Below are 25507 nucleotides of genomic sequence, written 5' to 3'. Positions count from 1 at the left end.
TGCCATGTCCCCTCGCCGTCTGTCCCCACTCCTCGTCGCCGCTGCCCTGGCCACGGCGTCGCTCACCGCCTGCGGTGTCGGCGCCGAGAACGGAACCGGATCGACGGCCACCGCCGAGGAGACCTCCTTCGACCGGGCGCTCGACACGTTCACGGGTCTCGTGGACGACGGGCTGCCCGACCCCCACGACCGGCACGGCGTGTCCCGTGCAGAGAGCGTCGGTGACGTCACCCCCGTCGACGGGGAGTCGGTGGACGACGCCGACCTCCCCGTCGACCTCACCGACGCCGACGGGGAGGAGGTCACCGTCGACGACATCTCACGGATCATCCCGCTGGACATCTACGGCACGATCTCCCGCACGCTCGCCGGCCTCGGCCTCCGCGACAACATCGTGGGGCGCACGGTCTCCTCGACCGAGCCGAGCCTGCAGAACCTCCCGGTGGTCACCCAGGGCGGGCACTCGATCAACGCCGAGGCCGTGCTGAACCTCTCCCCCTCGCTCGTGATCGTCGACGGCAGCATCGGGCCGGCCGACGCACTCACCCAGCTCCGGGAGGCCGGCGTGCCGGTGGTCCGGATCAGTCCGGACCACACCATCGACACGGTGAGCACGGACATCGCCACCATCGCCGACATCGTCGGGCTGCCGGGCAACGGTGACCTGCTCGGTGAGCGGGCCGACGCGGAGATCTCCCGGGCGACCGAGGCGATCGGTGAGGCCACCGGGAAGGCTGTCCCCGGTGCCCCGCTGCGGATGGCGTTCCTCTACGCCCGCGGCGACGGCGGCGTGTTCTACATCCTCGGCCCCGACGACGGCACCGACGGTCTCATCGAGTCGCTCGGGGGTGTCGACGCCGCCAAGGAAGAAGGCATCGGGCAGGCGTCGCCAGCCAACGCCGAGTCACTGGCGGACCTGAACCCGGACGTCCTGGTGATGATGTCGGCGGGCCTGGACTCCACCGGTGGACTGGAGGGACTCCTCACCAAACCCGGCATCGCCCAGACCACCGCCGGCGAGAACGAGCGTGTCCTGGCTATCCCGGACAGTCAGTCGCTGAGTTTCGGGCCCCAGTCAGGTGAGATGCTGCTCACCGCCGCCGCGGCACTGTACGGCGACGCCGACACCGAATAGCCGTTGGGTACCGTCGACCACATGAACACTCCCGCAGAAGGCTCCCCCAGAAAAAGCTCCCCCAGAAAAGGCTCCCCGGAAGAAATGCAGAGCGCCCACGCCTGGCTCGACCTGGTGGCGTCGGAACTCGGACTACCGGACGACGTGGTGCGGACCAACGTCAAGGGCATCCTCGACCTGACATCCGCCGTCGCACACAACCGTTCCCGGCCGGCGGCACCGGTGACGGCCTTCCTCGTCGGACTCGCCGCCGGATGTGCGGCGTCCGACAGTGCTGAAGGAAACCCCTCCGCAGACAACTATTCCTCCGCCGCCGGGGTACGGATCACCGACGTCACCGACCTCGCTCTCGGGAAGAACTGACCGGCATCTCCGGACGACCTTACGGCAGAACCGTATGACCGCCGTCACAACCTGCAGGTTCGCGCGTCCACCGCTGGCGGGGCTCGTCCGGCGAGGTGACCGTCAGACCCGGGCGGAATACGCTGGACACCATGACCAGCCTGCACGAGTCCCCCAGCCAGGTGAACCCGGTCGCCAACCGGTTCGACCACCCCGAGGTCAGCGAACGTGAACACGCCGCTGCCGGCGTGCCCGCGATCCTGCACTCGATGCAGCACGCCGTGCCGAACAACGCGGTGCCGTCACTGCTGACCATCAACAAGCACAAGGGCTTCGACTGCCCCGGCTGTGCCTGGCCCGAACCCGACCAGGCCGACCTCAACGTCGTGGAGTTCTGCGAGAACGGTGCCAAGGCCGTCGCCGAGGAAACCACCCCGAAGAAGGCCGGCCCGGACTTCTGGGCGCAGTACACCGTCGAGCAACTGCGCGAGAAGACCGACCACTGGCTCGGCAAGGTCGGACGCATCACCGAGCCGATGCTCTACGACCGGAGCTCCGGCGACGGCCATTACCGTCCCGTCACCTGGGAGGACGCCTTCGGCATCATCGCCGACCAGCTGCACCGCACGAGCCCGGAAGAGGCGGTGTTCTACACCTCCGGCAAGGCGTCCAACGAAGCCGCCTACGTCTTCCAGCTGCTGGCCCGGCGCATGGGCACCAACAACCTGCCCGACTGCTCGAACATGTGCCACGAGTCCACCGGCTCCGCGCTGACCGCCATGGTCGGCCTGGGCAAGGGCTCGGTGACGATGAACGACATCCACTCCACCGACCTGCTGATCTCCGTCGGCCAGAACCCGGGGACAAACCACCCGCGTGCCCTGACCGCCTTCACCCGGCTCAAGGAGAACGGTGGACGCATCCTGGCGGTCAACCCCATCCCCGAGACCGGGCTGATGGCCTTCCGCGAGCCGCAGGACCCGATGACCTACCTGGGCCGGACCGAGAAGCTCGCCGACGACTACCTGCAGGTCCGCCTCGACGGTGACCGGGCGCTCTTCCTGGCCATCAACAAGGAGCTCGTCCGACGCGACGCCGTCGACCACGCCTTCCTCGAGCAGTTCACCACCGGCTACGACGACCTCACCGCACACCTGCGCGGCCTGGACGACGACGAACTCGCCGCCGCCCACGGCATCCCGCGCAAACAGGTCCTGGCGACCGTCGACGAGATCGTCCGCGCCGACACCATGATCATCAGCTGGACCCTCGGGGTGACCCAGCACAAGAACGCTGTCGCCACCATCCAGGAGATGACGAACACACTCCTGCTCACCGGCAACATCGGCAAGCCCGGCGCCGGCACCGCACCACTGCGCGGACACTCCAATGTGCAGGGCAACCGGACGATGGGGATCTGGGAGAAGTCCCCCGACAGCTTCCTGGCCTCCGTCGAGAACCACTTCGGCTTCCCCGTCCCCCGCGAACACGGCCACGACACCGTCGACGCCCTGCGCTCCATGCGCGACGGGCACAACCGCTTCTTCATGTCCCTGGGCGGCAACCTCGTGCGCGTCACGTCCGACACCGCCGTCGCCGAACAGGGCATGGCGTCCAACGAGCTGACCGTCCACCTGTCGACGAAGCCGAACGGATCCCACGCGTGGCCGGGCGAGAAGTCGCTCATCCTGCCGGTGCGCTCGCGTACCGACCTGGACCTGCAGAAGTCCGGACGCCAGTCGGTGACCGTCGAGGACTCCGTCGGCAAGGTCCACGCCTCCACCGGTAAGCGTCGGGCGAACCGGAAGGAGAACCTGAAGAGCGAGATCGACATCATCTGCTCCGTCGGCCGCGAGACCTTCGGCGACGACTTCTGGCAGCCGATGATCGACGACTACGCCGTGTTGCGCGACCACATCGCCGCGACGATCCCCGGCTTCGAGAACTACAACGAGCGCCTCGAGCACCCCGGCGGCTTCTACCTGCCCAACGGCCCGCGCGAACGCCGCTTCACCACTCCCGACGGCAAGGCGCACCTCACCGTCAACCAGCCGGACACGGTGCAGCTGCGCGACCGTGAGCTGATGATGAACACCGTGCGCACCCACGACCAGTACAACTCCACCGTCTACGGCATGGACGACCGCTACCGCGGTATCCGCGGAGGACGCCGGGTCGTCCTCGTCGGCGCCGACGACCTGCGTGACCTCGGGCTGCGCGACGGCGACATGGTCGACATCGTGTCCGACTGGTCCGACGGGCAGCGTCGTGCCCCCGACTTCCGCGTGGTGGAGTACTCCCACTCCCGCGGCGGCTGCACCACCTACTTCCCCGAGGCCAACGTGGTGATTCCCCTGGACCACGCCGCCGAGAAGTCCAACACCCCGGTGTCGAAGTCCACGCCGGTGCGCCTGGAACCGACCGGACGCCGGGCCGAGGACATGCCGCCGCTGCCCGACGCGGAGAAGTGAGTACGCTGCAGTCCCATGGGTAGGTTGACCGACAACGCACGCGTCACGAAAGTCCGCCTCCGCAGCGGACGGGACGGCGGGAACGAGTACGAGCTCGACACCCGCGCCGACACGCTCGCCGTCGAGGAGCCGCTGCAGATCAGAGTGGACGGCACCAACCTGACCACCACGATGCGCACCCCCGGCCACGACGTCGAGCTCGCCCACGGCCTGCTCCACGCCGAAGGGGTGATCACCTCGGTGGAGGACGTGGTCACCGCACGTTACTGCGCCGGCGCCGTCGGCCCCGACAACGCGAACACGTACAACACGCTGGACATCGCGCTGCGGCCTGCGCCGACATCAGCGGTGCCGGAACTGCCGTTGCTGCCGGTCCGCAACATCGCCACCACGAACTCCGCGTGCGGCGTGTGCGGCACGACCAGCATCGACGACCTGGTGAAGGAGAAGCGCTACACGCTGGCCCCGGAGCACCCGGCCGCAGAGCTGGTCGTGTCCATGCCGCAGCGCCTGTCCGAGGGGCAGAAGGCCTTCCGCAAGACCGGGGGCATCCACGCCGCCGGAGCCTTCACCGCGGACGGACGTCCCCTGCTCATCAGGGAGGACGTCGGACGTCACAACGCCGTCGACAAGGTTGTCGGTGCCCTGCTCATGGAGGACCGGCTGCCGGGTGACGTCCGGTTGCGGGGGGCCGACCCCGATACACCCGCCTACCTTGTCGTCAGCAGCCGGGCCTCCTTCGAGCTGGTGCAGAAGGCGGTGCTTGCCGGTTTCTCCGGGCTCATCGCCGTGTCCGCGGCGACGTCGTTGGCGGTGAACACCGCGCGGGAGGCCGGCCTGCTGCTCACCGGCTTCACCAGGGACGACCGGTTCAACCTCTACAGCGGGGAGCTGGACACCTGAACTGGACGGTGGCGTGGCTCAGGTGCCGAGATCTGTCGCCGCAAAGCCTCTGGCCGGACCATTCTCGGCACCTGAATCACGCTTCCGGGTACCAGTCCTGCACTGGCCGGTCAGTGTCGAGCGCTTCGTCCTCACGACGGCGCCGGTCATGGTCAAGCACGAACCGCACAGTGTCCGCCACTTCGTCTCCCACATAGGCAGGCATGTTCTTCACCGCATGGTCGGGGTAGCGTAACAACAGCCAGTTCCACCTGGTGACCTGGTTACCTTTGTGCCGGTCCCTGATGAAGGCGGATCTTCGTGCTCTCCCCTCGCCGTGGAAAGCGTAACTGTCGATCTCGATGAGGAGGCGGGCCTCCCTGATCATCACGTCGAACCAGTAGCCTCTGAAGAGCTTGTTTGTCTCGATGGTGACCACCCCCTCCTCGAGCTCCTTCGCCAGTGCACGCCTGATGACGGTCACTGCGGTTCTCTCCAGTTCGCTTGCTGTTCCAAGGACAGCTCTGGGCAGTACGGGGTTGAGTCGCCTGCGCTCGTCGCGGGTGAGGCCTGCGAGGTCGTCCTCCAGGCGCCGCGTCCCCGTGAATCCGGTGTACCCCCTCTCAAGGACGCGGAGCGCGGCGGCGTCGTCCGTCGCAATGAGGCCGACCGCCACCTTCGCGGGGACGGCGACCTGCAGCCGGTCGACCTGCCGGCTGGAGCGTGTCGCCCGCCGTCGGAGCTCCAGATGGGGACTGGCGGTGCGGGACGTCGGGTGCTCCGCTGTCGCCGGCCACGCCATCGGCACAGCCCCGTAGATGAATGCAGCGGTGCGGCCGGTGAAGATGATCCCCGGGTAGGCTTTCGTGAACGCCATCAGCGCGACTCTCGCATCATTCTTCGATATGTAGTGTCCGCGGGTCACCTTGAACAACTTCTGCCCGGACACGGCTCGGCCTATGTCCCTGTCCGTGTGGCCGGCCGCCCGAAGTTCGGCGGTGGTCCAGATGGCCTGGTCCGTGTACTCCCCCATGAGATTCCCCCGTTCTCATCCCCTCGCCCTATCCTAGCGTCACCGGTGTCACTCAGGTGCCGAAGACGGTCACGCCGGCGGGGCCGTGACGACGATATTCGGCACCTGAGCCACACCCGCCCGGTCAGCGGCCCCTCAGCTCCGCAATCTCGGCCCGAGCAGCGGCGAGTTCGTCCTTCAGCGAGGCAATGTCCGCCCGGTACAGGTCGAGCCGCTCGTCGACCTCCTCCCGGGTCCACCGTGGGGTGATCTGCTTGGAGCAGTTGGCGTCGGAGGCGGTGACCTCGACGATCACGGCGCGCTCGACCACCGAGGTGATCCGCCGGTCCCCCAGGTCGCGCAACTTCTCGATCAGGTCAGGGTCGTCGGACGCGTCGACGGTGCGCGCGTGCCCGAAGACCTTCACCCGCGACCGGGTCGCGAAGTCGACGAAGAACAGGCACACCCGGTCGTCCCGGTCGAGGTTGCCGGCGGTGACGAACTGCCGGTTCCCCGCGAAGTCCGGGAACATCAGTTGCGTGCCATCCGGCGACACCGTCACGAAACCGGCGGGCCCACCTTTGTGCTGGACATACGGCCAGCCCGTCCCGGTGACGGTCGCCATCATGAACATCCGCGCCTGCCGGATCAGTTTCACGTCCCGCGGGTCGAGCTCACTGCCGGCCGCTCCGGAGTCGTCGACGCGGTTGCCGACGCCGCGCGCCTCCTGCCGGGCTCGGACGTGCTCGTCGAAGGCGATCTCCGCGTAGTTCACTGCCGTTCCAACCATGCGTTGATGCCGCCGGGGTAGTTCACGCCGGTGATACCGGCGTCGGCGAGAATCTCGACGGCCTGTGCCGAACGTGTCCCGGCGGCACAGTAGACCACGAGCCGACGCCCGGACGTCGTCGCCACCTCGGCGAGTTCAGCAACCTCAGTGGCCTCAGCTTCCTCGTCGCGCAACCGTGACAGTGGCACGTTCACCGCCCCCGGAATGTGCACGGTCGCGTATTCGTCGGGTTCACGGACGTCGAGGAGGAGGGCGTCCTCGAGCGACGGCACCGCCGGCCCGCTCTCGTCCGACGGCTCGACGGCCAGTTCCTCGGCCACCGGCGTCGGCGCCTGCCGTACACGTGAGGCCACGGCCGGGTCAGCGGCGACGGCGATGTACTCCCAGCGCCCCGACAGCCCGTCGACGTAGCCGATCTCCCCGCTCAGCGGACTGCCGACCCCGGTGAGGACCTTCACCGCCTCCAACGCCATCGCGGTGCCGACGACACCGACGACCGGCCCCAGCACCCCCGCCGTCGAGCAGGACGGCACCGCACCGGCCGGCGGCGGCGTCGGGAAGACGTCCTCGTAGACGGGTCCGGCGGGCATTCCGAAGACGGAGAGCTGCCCGTCGAACCCGAGGATCGACGCCCACACCTGCGGGATGCCGAGCACCGCACATGCGTGGGAGCAGGCGTAGCGGGCGGCGAAGTTGTCGGTGCCGTCGAGGACCACGTCCGCCCCGCGCAGCAGGGTGACGGCGTTGTCTGCGGTGAGGCGGGACGACACGACGTGCACCGTCATGTCCGGGTTGCGGGCCAGCATCGCCCGGCGCGCCGACTCCGTCTTCGGCGCACCCACGGCGGCGTCGGTGTGGATGACCTGGCGGTGCAGGTTCGACGTCGACACCAGGTCGTCGTCGACGACGGTGATCTCGCCGACTCCGGCGGCGGCGAGGTACAGCAGCGCGGGCGAGCCGAGGCCACCGGCGCCGAGGACGGCGACGTGGGCGTCGGCGAGCTTCGCCTGGGCATCCAGGCCGAAGCCGGCGAGGGTGATCTGCCGACGGTAGCGGGAGAGGTCGGTCACAGTCCCACCCAGTCCGTGCTTCCGTCGGTGAGTTCCTGTTCCTTCCAGATCGGTACCTGGGACTTCACGGTGTCGGCGAAAGCGGCGACGGCCTGGAAGGCGGGCCCCCGGTGCGCGGCGGCGACGACGACGAGGAAGGCGAGGTCGCCGATCGCCAGCTCGCCGGTGCGGTGCTCGGCCCACAGCCGGATATCGGAGTACCGGGTGACGGTGTCGGCGGCGATGCGGGCCAGCACATCCGGCGCGGTCGGGTGGTGGGAGTAGGTCAGTGCGGTCACGCCGGCCCCGCCGTCGTGGTTGCGGACGGTGCCTTCGAAGGTGACGACGGCACCCATCGCGTCGGTGGCGGTGGCGTCCTTGGCGTCGGCGAGGTGCGCCTCCAGCGGCTCCTCGGAGACGGCGGTGTGCACGACGACGCCGGTCTGCCCGGCGACGTAGCCGGGGTCGGCGGTGTTCTCACTCATGGTCGGTACGTCCTTCCAGCTGGTTGAGCAGGTGGTCGAGGACGGGGTCGAGCACTGCGATGCCGTCCTTCACCCCGCCGCGGGACCCGGGCAGGGTCATCACGAAGGTGCGGTCGACCGTCCCGGCCACCCCGGCGACTCCCCCGGACAGCAGCGCGGTCGGCACACCGGCGTCCACGCCACGCCTCCGGACGGCCTCGACCAGGCCGGGCAGTTCGTGGGTGAGCTGTGGACGCACGGCGGCGACGGTGGTGTCGGTGGGGCTGATGCCGGTGCCCCCGGTGGTCAGCACGACGCCCGGAGGTTGCGCTGCGTCCCCGTCGAGCAGGTCGTGTAGGTATCCCGTGACGTCGGCGTCGGCGATGACCACGGCGTCCGGCACCTCGAGGCCGCGCGAGCGTAGCCAGTCGACCAGCAGCGGACCGGTGGTGTCCTCGTACTCGCCGGACGCCGCCCGTGTGGATGCGACGACAACGACAGCACGCAGTGCGCCGCTCACCGGATGTCCCAGTCGCCGGACGTGCCACCGGACTTCGCGAGCACACGGACGTCGTCGATGACGGCGTGCTTGTCGACGGCCTTGACCATGTCGTAGACCGTCAGCGCGGCACTGGTCACTGCGGTGAGTGCCTCCATTTCCACACCGGTGACACCGCGGGTCTTCACCGACGCCTCGATGCGCACGGCCCCTGTTCCCTCCGCGTCCTCGCGGCTGAAGTCGACGGTGATCTTGCCCAGCGGCAGCGGGTGGCACAGCGGGATGATCTCGGGGGTCTTCTTCGCCCCCATGATGCCGGCGACGCGGGCGACGGGCAGCGCGTCGCCCTTGGGGAGATCCCCGCTGAAGATCATGTCGAGCACGTCCTCCCTGGTGCGGACCCGCCCGGTGGCGACGGCGGTACGGTTCGTCTCGTTCTTCGCGGTGACGTCGACCATGTGGGCCGACCCGTCCTCGCGGACGTGGGTGAGGTGGTCTCCTGGGTCTTCCATGACCGACCAGGTTACCCGCCGTCGCCGCTACACTGGGACGCATGGTTGAGATCCGATACTTCGCCGCCGCCCGTGCCGCACGCGGTGCCGCGCACGAGGTGGTCCGCGCCGACAGTACCATCGCCGGCACCCTCGCTGACCTGCTCGATGACCTCGGGAGACGTCACACGGACACCACCGCCGGGGGTATGACGTTGGCCGGAATCTTCGACCGGTGCAGTTTCCTCGTCGACGGGCGGACGGTCACCCGGCCGGACGCGTCGACGACGTCGTTGGCCGGGGTCGGACGCGTCGACGTCCTGCCGCCGTTCGCGGGCGGGTAGATGGCGGACAGTACAGTCCATACAGTCCATGCGATCATCGTCGCCGGTGGTGCCGGCTCGCGTCTGGCGGCGTCGGCTCCGGCCGGTGCGCTCCGGGACGTCCCCCGCAAGCCGTTGCTCCCCGGCCCGGACGGACGACGGTTGATCGACCGGGTGCTCGACGCCACGGCGTCATGCGCCTGCCGTGTCGTCGTCGCGTCTCCCCTGGACCTGCCGGGGCTGCCCGTCGACGTTCTGCGGACGCAGGAGGATCCGCCGTTGGCGGGGCCTGCAGCCGCCCTCGCCGCGGGAGTCGCGACGTTGCACGGCCACGGGACGGTCAGCGACACGGACCCCGTCCTCCTCCTCGCCGCCGACCTGGTGGACCCCGCAGAGTCGGTGGACGCCCTGATGGAGTCTGCGCGGGAAATGCCTGCGGGACGTGCCGGCTGTATCGGCACCGTCGACGGCCGGAGGCAGCCACTGTTCAGCGTGGTGCGCTTCGGCGCCCTGCGTGCAGCGGTCGACGGCAGGGACTTCACTGATGCCCCCGTCATGGCGCTGCTGCGTCGGCTGGACCTGCAGGAGAGGCCGCTGCCGTCCGCCGCGGACATCGACACCTGGGACGACGCCGTGACCCACGGCTACGGAAGGACATCATGACCCACACACCGGTGACCTGGGACGAGGCCCGTGCCCGCGTTCTCGACGCCTGCCAGGAGCCCGGCACACAGGGTCGCACCGTGCGCCGCTCCCCCGTCCCCGGGGACGTGACCGCCGCCCCGGTGACGGCACCGGTGGACGTACCGCACTACACGTCCTCGGCGATGGACGGCTTCGCGGTGAACGGCCCCGGGCCGTGGACATTGCTCGCGCTGCCGGCGACCGGGGCACACGGACGCAATGTGCACAACACCGGCGGTGCACTGGACGTGGGGCAGGCGCTGCCGGTGCTCACCGGGTCGCTGCTGCCGGACGGCACGACGGCGGTGGTGCGTTCGGAGAACAGCCGCGTCAGTAACACCGACGACGCCGGCGGCTCGTCCCTCACCGCCGAGTACCCGGGCGACGGCAGGGACATCCGCCCGGCCGGACAGGAGTGGGAGCGCGGGGAGACCCTCGTCGATGCCGGGGTGGAGCTCGGCCCCGGTCACTGCGCGATGCTCGGGGTCTGCGGAGTCGACGAGGTCGACCTCGTCGCCCCGCCCCGGGTGGCGTGCGCGTTCACCGGCAATGAGGTCATCGACCACGGTGTCCCCGCCCCCGGTGAGGTCCGTGACGCCTTCGGAGTCTCCTTCCCCGCACTGCTCACCCACTGGGGTGCGGACGTCGTCTGCACCGACCGGGTACCGGACGATCCGGTGGCGGTGGAGGACTGGCTGCGTCGCCCGGACGTGCAGGACGCCGACCTGGTCGTCATGACCGGCGGGTCGGGCCGTTCCGGGCAGGACTTCGCCCGACGCTTCGTCACCCGCGTCGCCGACGACGTCCTCGCCGACGAGGTCGCCTGCCAGCCGGCGCATCCGACGTTGATCGTCCGACGTTCCGACCAGCTGATCTTCGGTGTCCCCGGTAATCCTTTCGCCGCGCATGCCGCGCTGCATTCCTTCGTCGCTCCGGCGGTCGCGGTGCTGTCCGGACGCGGTGGTGCGGACGTCCTCCACGGGACGACGACCGGCGCCGTCGGCCCGCTGCGTCGTGACCGGGTACGGCTGCTCCCCGCCCGGTTGAACGACGGCGCACTCGCCCCGGTCCCCGGCGCGCACTCCCACATGCTCAGCGGCTATGCGCTGGCCGACGCGCTGATGGTCGTCCCCTCCGACGGCCTCTCCCCCGGCGACGCGGTGCGCTACATCGGGGTGTGACCCGGGTCAGATTCCGGCCGGGCGTATCTCCTAACAGCGCGAACCAGACGCATAGATGGCTCGCGACGTGGCGGCCAAGTTTTATTCCCTCGGGGTCGACAGCGGTCCGCCGTGGTTAGATACGGGTGCTGGGACCAAGGTCCACAGCCCGGCGCAGATATTTTCCGGTTACGGTCCCCGAGAAGGCAAGCTCCGTCGGCGCGCCTGTGAACACCACCCGGCCTCCAGCGTGCCCCGCACCCGGCCCTACATCAATGACGTGATCAGCGCGGGCCGCGACCTGGAGGTTGTGTTCGATGACGACGAGTGTCGCTCCCTGGTCAACAAGTTCATCAAAGAGAGCAAGCAATCGGGCGACATCGGTGTCATGAAGCCCGGCAGTTGGCTCATCCAGGACGATACGCAGTGCTGAGCGATCACCGGGCTCGCCCCCCGTACGAGAAGAAGCGTCAGCGCTGGACAGGTGTTTCGCCAACAGCAGTCTCTGACGTTCACCACCAGAGAGCGTATCGGTTCGCCGACCCATCGCGATGTGGCCCAATCCAACTCTGTCCATCCACACCAGGCGGTTTCGTCCGCGAGGCCCCAACAGTGACGCCAATTGCTTTGGCCGCAAGCTGGCCACGTCAGCAATGGTCTGTCCATCGACCAGGACCGCACGGGCCCGGTCATTGAAACCAGTTCCACAGCAGGCCTCGCAGCGAGTGAAAGTGTCGTCGAGAAAAGCCAGGTCAATGATGATCTCTCCGCGCCCCTTACACTCTGGGCACGAGCCTTTGGAGTTCCGGGAAAACCACGACGCATTCAGTCCGTCCGCGCGACCCGCCCTCGCGAAGACGGAGCGTACCTCGTCAGCGACCCCCATCACCGTCATCGGTGTGGATCGTTTTCCACCGTGAAGGGGCTGTTGACTGACGACCGCAAACCCCGGGTTTTGAGCCACGAAGTCCGCGACCAACGACGATTTTCCACTGCCGGCGACTCCGGTGACCACCGTGAGCACTGCTTCCGGAAATCCGACAGTGACATGGTCAAGATTGTTACTGCACGCATCAGTGACAAGGAAATGACCACGACATGCACGGCAATCTTCCTTGAGGGTAAACCGGTGTTGCGAAGGTTCTGGCGAGGGCGGACCGGCGTAAACAACGTGACCACCGTTGTTTCCCGCGCCAGGCCCGAGGTGAAGCTCATGATCCGCTGCTTGAATCACAGCATGGCTGTGCTCCACGACCAGAACGGTATTGTCCCGGTCTCGTAATCCGCAGAGAAGGCTCGTTAACCTGTGGACGTCAGCGGGGTGCAGGCCAATGCTCGGTTCGTCCAGGATGTAGGTCACGTCGGTCAAAGAGCTGCCCAGCTGCCGGACGATCTTCACCCGCTGGGCCTCGCCGCCGGAGAGTCCGGGTGAGGACCGTCCCAGAGTAAGGTAGCCGAGGCCAACGTCTTCTAGACCGGACAACGTAGCCGAGATGTCGTTGACCAGGGGTGCTGCCGCCTCACCAAGAAGGCCGCCCACTTCCGAGGCAATACCGCGAAGTTGAGCGACAGGGGTCTCCATCCAGTCCACGATGGACCGACCGTCGATCACGCTCGCCCGGGCCTTGGCGTTCACGCGCGATCCATTACACTCCGGACATGTCTTTGACCGGACGACCTGTCGCAATGCGCTCTTCTCCTTCGAGGTCATGTGGGGCGGAGTCTGTGTCAGATAACGGTCCCTGATCTGTGTGACGGCACCATCGAACAAGCCGTGTTTCGCATAGTCCCTGCCCGGGTTTGTCAGCTGGAGCTTTTCAGCATGCAGCAACGCTTCTCGGACCGGCTTTGGAAGTTGCCCCCACGGGATGTCCGGGTCCGCCAACCCGGAGGCAATGAGCCGGCGAGAGCGATAGCCTCCGGGCTGGAACGTCGGGAAACGGATAGGCCCCTCTCTTAGGGTGCGCTCGGCATCAACGAGAGCGGCTTCATCAACGATCCGTTGCACTCCTAGTCCCTGGCAGGACAGGCACATCCCTGCGGGGTCGTTCGGAGAGTATGCAGGCGAAAAGCCTGCCGACGGTGCGCCGAACCGGGAGAACAGCATCCGCAATGTCCCTGCTATGTCGGTCGCCGTAGCCACCGTGGATCGCGCATTTCCCGTGAATCGCCGCTGGTCGACAATCACCGTGAATGTGAGCCCGTCGATCTTGTCATAGTCCGCCCCCGGGTATTTCGCTAATCGTGCACGTACGAAGCTGGGGTAGCTCGCTGCCGTGGCCCGTTGGGCTTCTGCCGCGATTGTCTCGAATACCAGAGATGTCTTGCCGGATCCGGACACTCCGGAGACGACGGTGAACGCATGTTTGGGTAGAGAGACGTCAATGCCTGTGAGATTGTGTGTACGTGCGCCGGTGACGGTGATCTCGTGAGTGTGCATGACACCACGCTATGGTGATATGCGGCAACAAAGTGTCCACAAATAGGAGCGAACATGGCCAAGTCTCCGGACCGGCTTCTGCGGCTTCTGTCCCTGCTAGAAGATGGAACGCCTTGGACCGCCAACGAGTTGACAGCTGCGATGGAGATACCAGGACGGACACTGCGCCGTGACATCGCTACCCTGAAGGACTCCGGCTACGACGTCAGGAGCACCCGTGGACGTGGAGGTCATTATCGGCTAAACAGGCCCAGCTCTATCCCGGTACTCCCGATCCAAGGAGATGAAGCAGTCGCTGCGGCAGTGAGCCTCCATGCTGCAGCGAGAGGAGTCGTCGGGATCAACTTTCCACACCGCGCTGTTATTCGCGCTGAACGCCGACTCCGGGAATCATTGTCCCCAATCGACCGCCGCCAGGCCGATACGGTGATCGCTGCACTCGACTTCAGCACAGAGCACAGCTCACGTGTCAGCGACGAGTCGTTGTCTCTGTTGACCCGTGCGATTCGCGAGAACCGAGAAGTCACCTTCGGCCATGTGGGCCGTACCGGACGGCTGCAACGCAGCGTTGAACCCGCCAGGCTGGTGAATCTCGACCACCGGTGGTACCTGCACGGTTGGGACCGTGACAGGCGGGACTGGAGAACCTTCCGGCTGGATCGAATCAGCGAGCTCACCACCACTTCCAACCGTTTTGTCCCTGTGCACCTGCCCGAAGGCGACATTGCCGAAGTCATCCGAGGACAGTTCCATCGGGAGACATCCCGCACCGTGACTCTGGAGCTGTATGCGACTCCTGCTGAGGCTACGTCTCGGCTATACCGAGTCGACGGGGCGCTTGAACCACTCGATGTGCAGGAAGGCAGGAACCGGACCCGCTATACAGCGATGGTCGATTCACTCGAATGGCTGCTCACGGTCCTCATACTCAGCGATGTGGAGTTCACAGTTATCGACCCGCCAGAGTTCCGCACCCTGGTGCACGCAGCATCTGCACGATTTCACCGTGCCGTAGGAGAGGACACTCCAGATAAGCCTTCCGATTCCGATTAAGGAGGTGAACCGGCGCGTTCGCGCGCGGTTCGGCCCAAAAAGCATTGGTGGTCCATGCGTGCGATAACCTCGTCGACTATGTCTGCCCGCTATTGGATGTCCATCACACCAGTATCGTTGTTCATCGCCCCGTAGGGATAGCAACCCCACGGTCTAAAACGCAGAAAACGCGCAGGTTGTTTACGCAACAAGCACCACTGCAGTATCAGTCCCGGTACAGTTCCCCGCCCGGCGTGGTCCCCCGGTTCAGCCAGGCGTAGACCCCGCCGATGAGCAGTCCGCCGCCGATCACGTTGCCGACCAGCGCCAGACCCCAGTTCGTCAGCACATTGGTCAAGGTCAGCGACTCAAGCACCCCGGCACCGGCGGCGAAGCCGTCACCCAGGCAGAAGAAGGCGAGGGTGAACAGGGCGAAGTTGGCGATGAGGTGCTCCAGGCCCAGCACCACGAAGACCGCGATGACCAGGTGGGTGAACAGGAACTTGCCGGCGTAGTCCTTGATCAGGAGCCCGCCGACGATGGCGATGTTCACCACGAAGTTCGCCACGACCGCCTCGAGGAAGATGCCGGAGGGATCCTTGGTGAGCTTGCCGTCGGCCAGGCTCGCGATCAGGTGGTCCGCCCCGAGACCGCCGAGCTTCGCGGACTGGCCGAGAACGACGGCGACAGCGACTGCGCCGACGAGGTTGAAGACCGTCGTGACGATGACCATCCACACCGCACGTCCCCAGCTGAGGTGGCCACGGGCGGCACCGAAGGCGGCGAACATCATCATGCCGGTGGCGAGTTCCGCCCCGAGCTGAAGGATCATCGCCAGGCCGATGAAGAACAGCAGACCGAAGACAACAGGCCCCAGCCCCGGGGCCAGGTGGTCGACGGCGTTGCCGCACACGGCGGCGAAGGCGGTGCCGAGGGTCAGGTAGGCCCCGGCGAGGACGGCACGTACGGCGTAGCGGGGGTGGTCGTCGTCGAACAGTCCGGCCTTCTTGCGCACCGCGGCGTCCGCCGCCGTATTGAAGCCGCCGGCGAACGTGGCGGTGCGGGGTACTGCTTCAGTCGCTGTGTCGTGGGTCACGTCGGGTCAGGCTACGCCGGGACACCGGAGACGGCGAAGAGACTTTCGCCGTCGCCGAACAGTGCATCCACACCCGGAAAGCCTCTGAACTGGGCTGACGGTCGCCCGACGGACGACACCACCGAACGCACGTCCGGTGAAAACTGTCACCTCCCCCAGAGCCGGTCGCCGACCACCCGGCGGTAGAGGATCCCGAGGACCGCGACGACGACTGCACCGACAAACACGGGTTCAAGCAGGTAGTGCCAGGACTCCCCGCCGGCGGTCACCAGCATCGGCATCGCCGCCGCCGGCGGATGGAGAATCCGTAGGCCGGTCATCAGCATCGCCGCGGCACCGGTGGCCAGTGCCAGTGACCACCACTCCGACGACAGGAAGGAGAACAGGAGCACGGCGACGGTCGTCGACAGGACGTAGCCACCGACGATGTTCAGCGGTTGCGACAGCGGTGCCGCCGGCAGGGTGAACAGCAGGACGCAGGTGGCCCCGAGGCTCGCCATGAAGAACGGGTGCCCGGACAGTTCACCGAGTCCGCCGAGCAGCGCCACCGCCACGACGACGGCGACGGTGGACAGGACGAGTCCTCCCAGCGGCATACGCGGCTGCGCCGGGGTGAACAGTCTGTGCAGTGCGTTCACGCGCGTGCCGCTTCGTCGAGGGCACCGATCAGCATCGAGCGTGGACGCGTGTCCAACCTCACCAGCGCCACGTCCAGGTCGACCTTCGGCGCAGTCAACGGTAGCGAGACGAGGTCACCGGACTCGGCGCCGGACGACGGGACCACCGCCACCCAGTTGCCCGTCGCCGCCAAGGCACGCAGCGAGCCGACGGAGGTAGTCTCCACGGCGGGGGTCACAGATGCCCCGACACCCTCCATGGCACGGTCGAAACCTTCCCGGGCCAGCATGTTTCGCCCCAGCAGTGCAACGGGAAGGTGTTCGAGGTCCGCGCCGGTGACATGGCCGTCGAAGCGGTCCATCGTCGCACGGCGTCCGACGACGCTGAAGTGCACGGAGCCCAGCGCGGTGAGACGGACGGCGCCCTGCTGTCCGGCACGGGTGTGCCCGCGGGCGGCACCGGGGTGGATGACCCCGGCGTCGATTTCATGGTTGAGCACCCGGGAGACGATGTCTTCGCTGGTGAGGTCGGCGACAAGGTCGACACGGACCGACGGGTTGGCGTCGACGAGCCGCCCGAGGAGTTCCGCGGCGCGGTCAGCGGCAGACGGGATCGCCCCGAAGCGGACGGTGACGTCGAGGTGGCCGCGCCGGTAGGCGAGGTCCTGGGTCAGCGAACGTTGGTCGGCGTTGATGCGCCGGGCGTAGTCGAGGACGAGCCGCCCCTCCCCGGTCAACCCACGGTAGGTCGACTTCCCCCGGTTGACCAGAGGGAAACCCACCTCGGCCTCGAGCTTGCGGATGGCCTCGGACAGCGTCGACGTGGACACGTAGCAGGATTCTGCGGCGCGGCCGAAGTGTTCTTCCCGGGCGAGGGCCTCGAAGTAGGCGAGTTGGGACAGCAGCATGGCTGTGACCCTACCTGAGCGGGAGTGTCAGGTCACACCGTCTACAATCTCACAACCTGTACGGCAGCACCGGATGGAAGAGGCCTACAGCGGATACACGGTCACGACGGCACCCCGGCCGAGGTCCTCACCCGCCGGGATGCGAACCAGACAGTCCGCCTCCACCGACTGCGCCAGCAGGTGCGATCCGGTTCCGCCGACGGGGGTGACGGTGACAACGGCGCCGTGGGCACCGTCGGCAGCCCCGACCTCCGTCCTCGCCCGCAGGAAGCAGTCACGCCCGGCCAGGCCCTGCACCGGGGCGGCGAGTCGACCGGTGACCGTCGCGTTCACCTCCCCGAGCACCGGAGCGACGAAGAGCCGGAAGCTCACTGCCGTGGACACCGGATTCCCCGGCAGGCATACCACGGGCACACCGTGGAAGCGGGCCAGTCCCTGCGGCCCACCGGGTTGCTGGGCGACGTGACCGAACCAGGCTGCCTCCACCCCGGTAGCGCTCTGCAGCACCTGGCGCACCACCTCGAAGCGTCCGTGGCTGATCCCGCCACTGGTCACCACCGCGTCCGGACGGGCCCGGTCGACCGCGTCGGCCAGCGCGGCACGGAACGCGTCCGGATTGTCACTGGTGCGCACCGTCCCCGCCACGGCGATGCCGTGGGCGGTGCACAGCGCCTCCAGCATCGGCCCGTTGGCGTCGCGGATGGATGCTGCGCCCGGGATGTCCCCGGCGCTGCCGATCTCGTCGCCTCCGGTGCACACCACGATGCGTGCGCGACGCCGCACCGGAAGTCCGGTGATGCCCTGAGCCGCGGCGACGCCGACGGTGCGGGGGTTCACGCGGTGCCCGGCAGGCAGCAGGACGGCCCCCGCGCGGATGTCGGAGCCGCGGGTGCGCACGAACTGCCCCGCCGGTGCGGCGGGGACGGTGACGGTGGCCGATTCACTGTTGTCACTGTCGTCGCTGTCGTCGCCGTCGAAGAACTCCGAGGGCGCACATGCCTCGACCGGCACGACGGCGGCGGTGTCGGCAGGCAGGCGTGCGCCGGTCATCACCGGGATGACCCGGTCGACCACGCCGCGTGTGGGCCCGGACAGACCGGTGAGGATGTCACGGGGGTCGGCCCCGGCGGGAATCGTCGGGCCGACGGGGAAGGCGCCTCCGGCCAGGTGCGCCTCACCGAGCGCGTAGCCGTCCATCTGGGAGTTGTCGAAGCGCGGGGAGTCCTCGGCGGCCGTGACGTCAGCCACCAGGCGGCGCCCCACGGCGTCGGCGGGCGCGGCGTGCTCGACCGGCAGCTCCCCGACAAGCGCGCGGACGGCGCCGAGATGGTCTTCAGGTGTACGCGCCACGGTGGGCTCCCTTCCTCGTGTTACCTCTGCTGCCTCTGCATCCGGCGCACCACGGCGATCCCCCCGACGACGAACACGTAGATGCCGATGAGCATGATGCATGCACCGAGGGCACGGTCCATGTCGTTGGCACTGAGACCGAGTTCGACGAGCAACGGGATGGTGCGGGTCTCCCCGGCGACGTTACCGGCGAACGTGAGCGTCGCCCCGTACTCCGACAGTGCCCGGGCGAAACTTAACACGGTTCCGGCGGCGATGCCGGGCCAGGCGACGGGGACGAGCACGCGGCAGACCGTCTGCCAACGGGACGCACCGTCCAACGCGGCGGCCTCGGACAGTGCCACCGGGATACCGCGCAGCGCGGTGACCGTGGTGGACACGAAGAACGGCAGCGAGACGAACACCTGCACCACGATCACGGCGAGGGAGGTGTAGGCGACGTGGACGCCGATGTCCCCGAGCCAACTGCCGAGCAGGCCGCGTCGTCCCCAGAAGAACACCAGGGCCAGACCCGAGACCACCGGGGAGAGCACCAGCGGCGCGTAGGCGACCAGCTGGACGGCCTCTCCCCGGCCGGGGTGTCGGCGCACCAGTTCCACCAGCCACATCGACAACGGTAGGCCGAGGACGACACACAGCGCGGTGGCGGCCACCGCGCTGCTCAGCGACAGCGTCAGCGACTGCACGGCCGCCGGGTCGGTGACCAGTTCCACCGCCCGACCCCAGGGGATGTTCAGCAGCAGGGCGAGAAGCGGCCCGACCAGCAGAAGAACCGCGACCAGTGCGATGCACGCGAGGGTCGCGGGGACGGAGGTGACGGGTTTACGCTGCACCGAAGCCGTAGGACTCCAGGATGCCGCGGGCACGGTCGGACGTCAGCCACCGGAGGAAGGCGGCGGCGTCGTCGTTGTCCTCGCCGGCGGTGGTCAGGGCTGCGGGGTACGTGTTGGGGTCGACACCGTCGAGGTCGAAGACCTCGACCTCACCGTCGGTGGAGCTCTCCTGCAGCGCCTTCGCGTCCGTGGAGTAGATGAATCCGACGTCCGCCTCACCGGCGGCCAGTTTCGTGGAGACGTCGGAGACATTCGCTTCCTCGGAGACCGTCGAGGGGCCGAGGCCGTGACCGTCGTCCTCACGCTCGTCGAGGTAGTCGTTGGCCAGGGTGCCGCAGGGTACGCCGTCGGCGCAGACGGCGAGACGGAAGTCGGCGGTGGTGGACAGGTCGTCGACGGAGTCGAAGCCCGCCGGGTTACCTGGCGCGGTCGCCAGCACCAGGCGGTTGGTGGCGATGGTCTCCGGTTCAGCACCGTCGAACTCGGGCAGGTCGAGGGCGGCGTCCATGTTCTCCTCGTCGGCACTGATGAACACATCGGCGTCCGCCCCCTGCCCGATCTGCTGGACCAGCTTGGAGGAACCGGCGAAGTTGAGTTCCAGCTCCGCGCCGCCGTTGTCCTCGGAGAAAGCCTCGGCCAGCTCGTCCCCGGCGTTGTTCAGCGACGCTGCGGCGAAGACCTCGACCGTCCCCGCGTCGGTGGGCTCGTCGGGGCCACCCGAGGTGGAACACGCGGAGGCGAACAGCAGACCGACGCCGGCGACGGCAGCGCCGAAGGCACGGAGGACCCCGGGGGAACGGTGTCCGGTGCGGGGACCGGTGGTGACGGACATCGTGATCAGCTCTCAGAAGTTGCTCAGGCAAAAGATGGTTACGCTGGAATCGTACTACCCCACCCGGTGCCACGGTCCCGGAGACGACCGCCGCGACAACCTGCTGCGCCGGACCGACGTTCGGAGCTGCCGGACGCCACCGGTTCGCGGCGTCCCCCGGTGTCAGGGTAGACCGGTAGGCAACGACGTCAATCCACGGAGGTGAACCGGTGACCGCTTCGACTGTGCAAACTCTGCCGACTCCGCCGACAGCACTGCGCCTCACCGACCGGTGGGGACGCACCGCCGACGATCTGCGCATCTCGCTGATCGACAAGTGCAACCTACGCTGCACCTACTGCATGCCGGCCGAGGGCCTGCCGTGGTTGAAGAAGGACGAGCTGCTCACCGCCGACGAGGCAGTCCGCCTCGCCGACATCGGTGTGCGCGTACTGGGGGTGAAGGACATCCGCTTCACCGGTGGCGAGCCGTTGGTACGCAAGGACCTGGCCGAGATCATCCGCGGAGTACGCACGCTGCACCCGGACGTGTCTATCTCGATCACGACGAACGGCATCGGCCTGGACAAGCGCATCGACGAGCTGGTGGAGGCCGGGCTGACGCGGGTGAACGTCTCCCTGGACACCGTCGACCGGGAGGCGTTCACCGCGCTGACGCGGCGCGACCGCCTCCCACAGGTGATGGCGGGGCTGACGGCGGCGAAGGACGCGGGCCTGGAGCCGGTAAAGGTCAATGCGGTGATGATGCGCGGGGTCAACGACCATGGTGCGGTCGACCTGGCGCAGTGGTGCCTGGACCAGGATTACCAACTGCGTTTCATCGAGCAGATGCCGTTGGACGCCGACCGGTCGTGGGCACGGGAGAATTTGGTCTCCGGGGCGGAGATCCGGTCGGCGCTGTCCGAACGGTTCGTCCTGCGCGAGGATCCGGCACCGCGGGGTTCCGCCCCAGCACAGCTGTGGGAGGTCTGCGGTCGCGACGGCCGGAAACTCGGCACGGTGGGAATCATCGCTTCGGTGACGGAGTCCTTCTGTGCGGCGTGTTCACGTACCCGCATCACCGCGGACGGCAAGATTCGCAGCTGCCTGTTCTCGAACGAGGAGACCGACCTGATGGGCCTGCTGCGTGGGGACGCGTCTGACGAGGACGTGGCTCTGGAGTGGTCGCGGGCGATGTGGGGCAAGCCCCGCGCCTACGGGTCGGACGAGATCACGCTGAATGACGACGGGTACGTCCAGCCGGAACGGACGATGAGCGCCATCGGCGGGTGAGTAACGGGTGACGGCGGATCCACGGGGGTGCGACACACCACCGACAGCACCACACCGGACCCCATGTCGTCCGAGTCCATTCCCCCGCAACTGCGCGGCATCGTCAGCACCTACATCGACGCCCCGACCACCTCGGCACCGACGACACAGGCCGCCGGTGGCAGACGCTGGGCGGCAGAAGCAGGTCTCCTGACTCCGTTCGCGTCTCAACGCGCCCTGTCTACAAACTGAACAGAAAACGCCGTCCCACTCCGCTGGATCAGCGGGGTGGGACGGCGTCCGTGGCCGTCAGGGAAATCCCCGACGCCGTGCCGAAAGACTACTTCTCGGCGTTCTGGCCGGCCTCGAACGGGAAGCCCAGCTCGCGCAGGAGCGCACGGCCTTCGTCGTTGTTGGCGGCGGAGGTCACCACGGTGATGTTCATACCGCGGGGACGGTCGATGGAGTCGACGTCGATCTCGTAGAACATGGACTGCTCGTTGAGACCGAAGGTGTAGTTGCCGTTACCGTCGAACTGCTGGTCCGAGAGACCGCGGAAGTCGCGGATCCGGGGCAGGGCGACGGTCAGCAGACGGTCGAGGAACTCCCACATGCGGTCGCCACGCAGGGTGACGCGGGCGCCGATGGGCATGCCCTCACGCAGCTTGAAGTTCGAGATCGCCTTCTTGGCCTGGCGGATCTGCGGCTTCTGACCGGTGATCAGGGTGAGGTCCTTGATGGCACCGTTGATCAGCTTGGAGTCGCGGGCTGCCTCGCCGACACCCATGTTCACGACGACCTTGGTCACGCCGGGGATCTGCATGACGTTGTCGAACTGGAACTCGTTGTTCAGGGTCTCCCGGATCTCGCCGCGGTAGCGGGTCTTGAGACGGGGGGTGTAGTTGTCGCTCATCAGATGTCCTTCCCGGTGCGGCGGGAGATGCGGATCTTCTTGCCGTCCTCATCGAAGCGGTAGCCGACGCGGGTGGGCTCGCCGTCAGCGTCGAGGACCATCACGTTGGACACGTGGATGGGGGCCTCCTGGGTGACGATGCCCTCGGACTCTGCGCCACGCTCGGGTGCGGAGTTCACGACGTGCTTCTTGATGCGGTTGACGCCCTCGACCAGCACCTTGTCGCGCTGCGGGAAGGCCTCGATGACCCGGCCCTTGGCGCCCTTGTCCGGACCCGAGATGACCAGGACGGTATCGCCCTTACGAATCTTCATGGGTTACAACACCTCCGGGGCGAGAGAAACGATGCGCATGAAGCGCTTGTCACGCAGCTCGCGGGCGACCGGCCCGAAGATGCGGGTTCCACGGGGGTCCGTGTTGTCGGCGCCCTTGATGAGGACGGCGGCGTTCTCGTCGAACTTGATGTAGGAGCCGTCCGGACGACGGGTCTCCTTCTTGGTGCGCACGATGACGGCCTTGACGATGTCGCCAGCCTTCACGTTTCCGCCGGGGGTTGCTTCCTTGACGGTGGCGACGACGATGTCACCGATACCGCCGGAGCGTCGGGTGGAGCCGCCGAGCACGCGGATGACCAGGATTTCCCGGGCTCCGGTGTTGTCGGCGACCTTCAGACGCGATTCCTGCTGAATCACTTCTAGTCTCCTTGTAGACCTAGTAGTTCTGTGCGCGTGGGATTACCGACCCGCACGCGCGCGGTCCGTGCCTCTCCGTGGCCACCTCAGGACCGTCCGCCACTGCACTGGGCACGGCGGAGGAACCTGCAGACCACAGGCAACCGCCCAAGTATGCCACCGGCGCCGGCACAGAACAAACCGGGCAAACTTCCCTCACTCCCGCCCATCGGCCAGCCGGACCCGTAGGCCACCCCCAAAAGACGGTATGTGTTACACATCACAGTAACGGGCGTTCTGTGATACACTTACATCTTCCCCCGTGCGCCCGACGGCCTGAATTTTCACACAGTCGGCCTTCCGCGACCGCGGGGCGCAACCCGGATACTCCCCCGGGCACACCGCCCATTAGCTGGGGCAATGTACGACGTGCCGTCATTTTCAGGGCCGACGGCAGGCGCCGACGGCCACCGCCAGACGTGACACGCAGTTAAACCCGACGTTACCGCCGCATGTCACATTTCCACTCAGGTAAGGCTGTCAGAAGTCATCCCTTCAGATACTTACTCTTCCTGAGGTGATTTACCCCACGACAGATCATCGATCCGCTGGTAACTTCTTGACGCGAACGGCGGAGTGAACCGCCGGCGACCGTCGCCATCCGACAGTCGTCCTCCTTACCCCGAAGGGATTTCACATGACCATCAAGAAGAGCCTGCTCGCCGCAGCCACCGCCACCACCGTCGCCATCGCCGGCACCGGCATCGCAGCCGCACAGGACGAGGCCCCTGAGACCCCGCCGACCGAGGAGGCCTCCTCCTCTTCCGAGCTCCTCGGCAGCATGGAAGGCTCCACCGAGACCCTGGGCATCATCAACGACTTCGGCGGTGCCGTCGCTGGCTCCATCAGCATCCTGCCGGACGTTTACGGCGCAATCCAGGACTTCCAGGACATGGTTGACGACATCTCCAGCAAGTTCCCCCTCCCCTTCTGAACCGCGGTCGCCTGAGCGACTACCGGTTCTGCGCGAGACGGCCCCGACCTCATGGTCGGGGCCGTTTCATCGTCGCCACCGCCTCCCGTCACCGGACATGCCACGTACCCCGCCCCGTACCGCTGCCCTCCCGCAACCAGTCTCCACGGGTGCCATCTTTTCGATACCCTCCCGCGTATAACGTCCTGACCAGTACAGATAGAACGGTTCCCCCGGCAGGAAAGTCATGTTAGATTCTGATTCGTACCCCTCACCAACGATCCTCACGAGGAGAGAATCAGCATGAACGTTCGCAAGTCCTTCTTGACCGCCGCAACCGCGGTCGCCCTCACCATTGCCGGCACCGGCGTCGCCTCAGCCCAGGACGACCTGCCCGACTCCACCGGCAGCACCGCCAGCTCCACCAACGACGAGTCCGGCAGCGCACCGACCGCAGGCTCTGCCGAACTCTCCGCCGAGCGCGACGTCTTCGGCTCCATCACCGGTGCCGACGCCCTCGGCTCCTGGACCGGAGACCAGTTCGACTACGAGAAGGCCACCCAGGCACTGGTCAGTCTCGCCGTCGGCGGCGCAGCCGTCGCCACGCTCGCGGGCGCATACAACGCTGTCATCGACGCCTCCGACACCTTCCAGGGGGTCCTGCAGGACAGCCGGAACTTCATCGAGAGCCAGCTCCCTTAACGTTCCCCACTCCCCCCGAACCACAGAGACGCCCCGCCTGCCCGCGGGGCGTCTCTGCATGTCCGATGGTTGCTGCCACCGGTTCCCCTACCCCGTCACTACCCCCCGCTAGACGTTTCTCTTCGGATACAACATTATGGTACGCGTACGTCACGTTCATCTTCCTGAACGTCCCGGATGACCACCGCCGGGTCTCGGCCACGGTCACTGACACAAGAGGAATCCCATGAAGCTCAAGAAGTCTCTTCTCGCCGGCGCCACCGCCGCCACCCTCGCGTTCGCCGGCACCGGCATCGCCACCGCTCAGGACGGTTCGTCCGAACTGCCGACCGGCTCCCTGACCAGCCTGTCTTCCGACGGCTCGGGCGAGGGTTCCTCCACCGACGGCTCCGGTGAAGGCTCGTCCGGCATTGATGCCGACAACATCCTCGGGTCGCTCGGCGATGACGAAGGAATTCTCGGCTCCCTGGTCACCGAGGCAGGCGATCCGTTCCAGACGATCAAAAACATTACGGCGATCATCTCGCTGATCACAGCCGCCGTCGGCCTCGGCGGCCTGTTCGGCTAAGCCACCCGGCGACCCCGGTC

General features: G+C 67.3%; 29 protein-coding genes and 1 pseudogene. 14 read left to right on the top strand and 16 right to left on the bottom strand.

The annotated features are described in order from the left end of the window. The first annotated feature begins 4 nt into the window (after window positions 1-4). The 4 genes from PQI66_RS07050 (at window position 5) to fdhD (ending at window position 4851) form a co-directional block, all read left to right on the top strand. Window positions 5-1135, top strand: coding sequence for a heme/hemin ABC transporter substrate-binding protein (locus PQI66_RS07050; RefSeq protein ID WP_445228010.1), 1131 nt, complete (start codon window positions 5-7; stop codon window positions 1133-1135). 21 nt (window positions 1136-1156) lie between these two features. Then, entirely contained in the window at window positions 1157-1498 is a 342-nt protein-coding gene (locus tag PQI66_RS07045; protein ID WP_339997053.1) for a DUF6457 domain-containing protein, read from the top strand. 131 nt (window positions 1499-1629) lie between these two features. Continuing rightward, a complete protein-coding gene (locus tag PQI66_RS07040) occupies window positions 1630-3948 on the top strand; it encodes an FdhF/YdeP family oxidoreductase (RefSeq protein WP_339997051.1) in 2319 nt (772 codons plus the stop codon). A gap of 15 nt (window positions 3949-3963) precedes the next feature. Next, window positions 3964-4851, top strand: coding sequence for a formate dehydrogenase accessory sulfurtransferase FdhD (gene fdhD / locus PQI66_RS07035; RefSeq protein WP_339997050.1), 888 nt, complete (start codon window positions 3964-3966; stop codon window positions 4849-4851). Between the two features lie 76 nt (window positions 4852-4927). Here the strand turns inward: fdhD and PQI66_RS07030 are convergent, their stop codons facing one another. The 6 genes from PQI66_RS07030 to moaC form a co-directional block, all read right to left on the bottom strand. Then, window positions 4928-5863 (bottom strand): hypothetical protein, encoded by a 936-nt coding sequence (locus PQI66_RS07030; protein WP_339997049.1) that lies wholly within the window; start codon window positions 5861-5863, stop codon window positions 4928-4930. A gap of 124 nt (window positions 5864-5987) precedes the next feature. Then, the gene (locus PQI66_RS07025) at window positions 5988-6632 is read right to left on the bottom strand and encodes a pyridoxamine 5'-phosphate oxidase family protein (protein ID WP_339997047.1); all 645 of its coding nucleotides are present in this window, start codon (window positions 6630-6632) and stop codon (window positions 5988-5990) included. Further along, on the bottom strand, window positions 6614-7702 hold the full coding sequence (locus tag PQI66_RS07020; protein ID WP_339997045.1) for a ThiF family adenylyltransferase: 1089 nt from the start codon (window positions 7700-7702) through the stop codon (window positions 6614-6616). The genes PQI66_RS07025 and PQI66_RS07020 overlap by 19 nt, the downstream gene beginning before the upstream one ends. Next, window positions 7699-8166, bottom strand: a complete 468-nt coding sequence (locus PQI66_RS07015; RefSeq protein ID WP_339997043.1) for a molybdenum cofactor biosynthesis protein MoaE — start codon at window positions 8164-8166, stop codon at window positions 7699-7701. The genes PQI66_RS07020 and PQI66_RS07015 overlap by 4 nt, the downstream gene beginning before the upstream one ends. Further along, window positions 8159-8665 carry a MogA/MoaB family molybdenum cofactor biosynthesis protein gene (locus tag PQI66_RS07010; protein ID WP_339997041.1) on the bottom strand — a complete coding sequence of 169 codons (507 nt, stop codon included), beginning with the start codon at window positions 8663-8665 and terminating at the stop codon, window positions 8159-8161. The genes PQI66_RS07015 and PQI66_RS07010 overlap by 8 nt, the downstream gene beginning before the upstream one ends. Beyond that, window positions 8662-9156, bottom strand: a complete 495-nt coding sequence (moaC, locus tag PQI66_RS07005) for a cyclic pyranopterin monophosphate synthase MoaC (RefSeq protein ID WP_339997039.1) — start codon at window positions 9154-9156, stop codon at window positions 8662-8664. Before moaC ends, PQI66_RS07010 begins: the two co-directional genes overlap by 4 nt. A 41-nt stretch (window positions 9157-9197) precedes the next feature. Between moaC and PQI66_RS07000 the strand changes: the two genes are divergently transcribed. The 3 genes from PQI66_RS07000 to PQI66_RS06990 are packed head-to-tail and all read left to right on the top strand — an operon-like array spanning window position 9198 to window position 11323. Next, a complete protein-coding gene (locus PQI66_RS07000; protein WP_339997037.1) occupies window positions 9198-9479 on the top strand; it encodes a MoaD/ThiS family protein in 282 nt (93 codons plus the stop codon). Continuing rightward, the gene (gene mobA / locus PQI66_RS06995) at window positions 9480-10121 is read left to right on the top strand and encodes a molybdenum cofactor guanylyltransferase (RefSeq protein ID WP_339997035.1); all 642 of its coding nucleotides are present in this window, start codon (window positions 9480-9482) and stop codon (window positions 10119-10121) included. It begins immediately after the preceding gene. Beyond that, complete coding sequence (locus tag PQI66_RS06990; RefSeq protein ID WP_339997034.1) at window positions 10118-11323, top strand: molybdopterin molybdotransferase MoeA; 1206 nt, start codon at window positions 10118-10120, stop codon at window positions 11321-11323. The genes mobA and PQI66_RS06990 overlap by 4 nt, the downstream gene beginning before the upstream one ends. 115 nt (window positions 11324-11438) lie before the next feature. Here PQI66_RS06990 and PQI66_RS06985 read toward each other — a convergent pair whose 3' ends face one another. Further along, window positions 11439-13742: an excinuclease ABC subunit UvrA gene (locus PQI66_RS06985; protein ID WP_339997032.1), complete on the bottom strand. Its 2304-nt coding sequence runs from the start codon at window positions 13740-13742 to the stop codon at window positions 11439-11441. A 54-nt stretch (window positions 13743-13796) separates the two neighbouring features. On the opposite strand from PQI66_RS06985, the pseudogene PQI66_RS15425 reads away from it, so the two are divergent. After that, window positions 13797-13958, top strand: a pseudogene (locus PQI66_RS15425) (helix-turn-helix domain-containing protein); the annotation flags it as partial. 210 nt (window positions 13959-14168) lie between these two features. Further along, window positions 14169-14795, top strand: a complete 627-nt coding sequence (locus PQI66_RS06980) for a WYL domain-containing protein (RefSeq protein WP_339997031.1) — start codon at window positions 14169-14171, stop codon at window positions 14793-14795. A 205-nt stretch (window positions 14796-15000) separates the two neighbouring features. Here PQI66_RS06980 and PQI66_RS06975 read toward each other — a convergent pair whose 3' ends face one another. The 6 genes from PQI66_RS06975 to modA all read right to left on the bottom strand — a co-directional run bounded on the left by PQI66_RS06975 (window position 15001) and on the right by modA (window position 20410). Further along, window positions 15001-15870: a formate/nitrite transporter family protein gene (locus PQI66_RS06975; protein WP_339997030.1), complete on the bottom strand. Its 870-nt coding sequence runs from the start codon at window positions 15868-15870 to the stop codon at window positions 15001-15003. Between the two features lie 146 nt (window positions 15871-16016). Continuing rightward, window positions 16017-16508 (bottom strand): HPP family protein, encoded by a 492-nt coding sequence (locus tag PQI66_RS06970; protein WP_339997028.1) that lies wholly within the window; start codon window positions 16506-16508, stop codon window positions 16017-16019. Continuing rightward, window positions 16505-17395 carry a LysR family transcriptional regulator gene (locus PQI66_RS06965; protein ID WP_339997027.1) on the bottom strand — a complete coding sequence of 297 codons (891 nt, stop codon included), beginning with the start codon at window positions 17393-17395 and terminating at the stop codon, window positions 16505-16507. Before PQI66_RS06965 ends, PQI66_RS06970 begins: the two co-directional genes overlap by 4 nt. 84 nt (window positions 17396-17479) lie before the next feature. Next, window positions 17480-18745, bottom strand: coding sequence for a molybdopterin molybdotransferase MoeA (locus PQI66_RS06960; protein ID WP_339997025.1), 1266 nt, complete (start codon window positions 18743-18745; stop codon window positions 17480-17482). Between the two features lie 20 nt (window positions 18746-18765). Further along, entirely contained in the window at window positions 18766-19578 is an 813-nt protein-coding gene (locus PQI66_RS06955; protein ID WP_339997024.1) for a molybdate ABC transporter permease subunit, read from the bottom strand. Next, window positions 19568-20410, bottom strand: a complete 843-nt coding sequence (gene modA / locus PQI66_RS06950; RefSeq protein WP_339997023.1) for a molybdate ABC transporter substrate-binding protein — start codon at window positions 20408-20410, stop codon at window positions 19568-19570. Before modA ends, PQI66_RS06955 begins: the two co-directional genes overlap by 11 nt. A 209-nt stretch (window positions 20411-20619) precedes the next feature. Here modA and moaA point away from each other — a divergent pair, with 209 nt between their 5' ends. Then, window positions 20620-21681, top strand: coding sequence for a GTP 3',8-cyclase MoaA (gene moaA / locus PQI66_RS06945; RefSeq protein WP_339997022.1), 1062 nt, complete (start codon window positions 20620-20622; stop codon window positions 21679-21681). A 63-nt stretch (window positions 21682-21744) separates the two neighbouring features. After that, entirely contained in the window at window positions 21745-21912 is a 168-nt protein-coding gene (locus PQI66_RS06940; protein ID WP_339997020.1) for a hypothetical protein, read from the top strand. An 88-nt stretch (window positions 21913-22000) separates the two neighbouring features. Here PQI66_RS06940 and rplE read toward each other — a convergent pair whose 3' ends face one another. Genes rplE through rplN form a run of 3 tightly spaced genes read right to left on the bottom strand, consistent with a single transcriptional unit; the run spans window position 22001 to window position 23265 of the window. Beyond that, on the bottom strand, window positions 22001-22573 hold the full coding sequence (gene rplE / locus PQI66_RS06935; RefSeq protein WP_339997019.1) for a 50S ribosomal protein L5: 573 nt from the start codon (window positions 22571-22573) through the stop codon (window positions 22001-22003). Continuing rightward, window positions 22573-22887: a 50S ribosomal protein L24 gene (rplX, locus tag PQI66_RS06930; RefSeq protein WP_339997018.1), complete on the bottom strand. Its 315-nt coding sequence runs from the start codon at window positions 22885-22887 to the stop codon at window positions 22573-22575. Before rplX ends, rplE begins: the two co-directional genes overlap by 1 nt. A 3-nt stretch (window positions 22888-22890) precedes the next feature. Beyond that, the gene (gene rplN / locus PQI66_RS06925) at window positions 22891-23265 is read right to left on the bottom strand and encodes a 50S ribosomal protein L14 (protein ID WP_339997017.1); all 375 of its coding nucleotides are present in this window, start codon (window positions 23263-23265) and stop codon (window positions 22891-22893) included. Between the two features lie 676 nt (window positions 23266-23941). Between rplN and PQI66_RS06920 the strand changes: the two genes are divergently transcribed. The 3 genes from PQI66_RS06920 (at window position 23942) to PQI66_RS06910 (ending at window position 25487) form a co-directional block, all read left to right on the top strand. Continuing rightward, entirely contained in the window at window positions 23942-24238 is a 297-nt protein-coding gene (locus PQI66_RS06920; RefSeq protein WP_339997016.1) for a hypothetical protein, read from the top strand. 282 nt (window positions 24239-24520) lie between these two features. Continuing rightward, a complete protein-coding gene (locus tag PQI66_RS06915) occupies window positions 24521-24919 on the top strand; it encodes a hypothetical protein (protein WP_339997014.1) in 399 nt (132 codons plus the stop codon). Between the two features lie 226 nt (window positions 24920-25145). Next, entirely contained in the window at window positions 25146-25487 is a 342-nt protein-coding gene (locus PQI66_RS06910) for a hypothetical protein (RefSeq protein WP_339997013.1), read from the top strand. Window positions 25488-25507: the final 20 nt, after the last annotated feature.

Source organism: Corynebacterium sp. USCH3 (assembly GCF_037619475.1).
Lineage (GTDB): Bacteria > Actinomycetota > Actinomycetes > Mycobacteriales > Mycobacteriaceae > Corynebacterium.
This window is presented reverse-complemented; position numbering and strand designations above follow the sequence as displayed.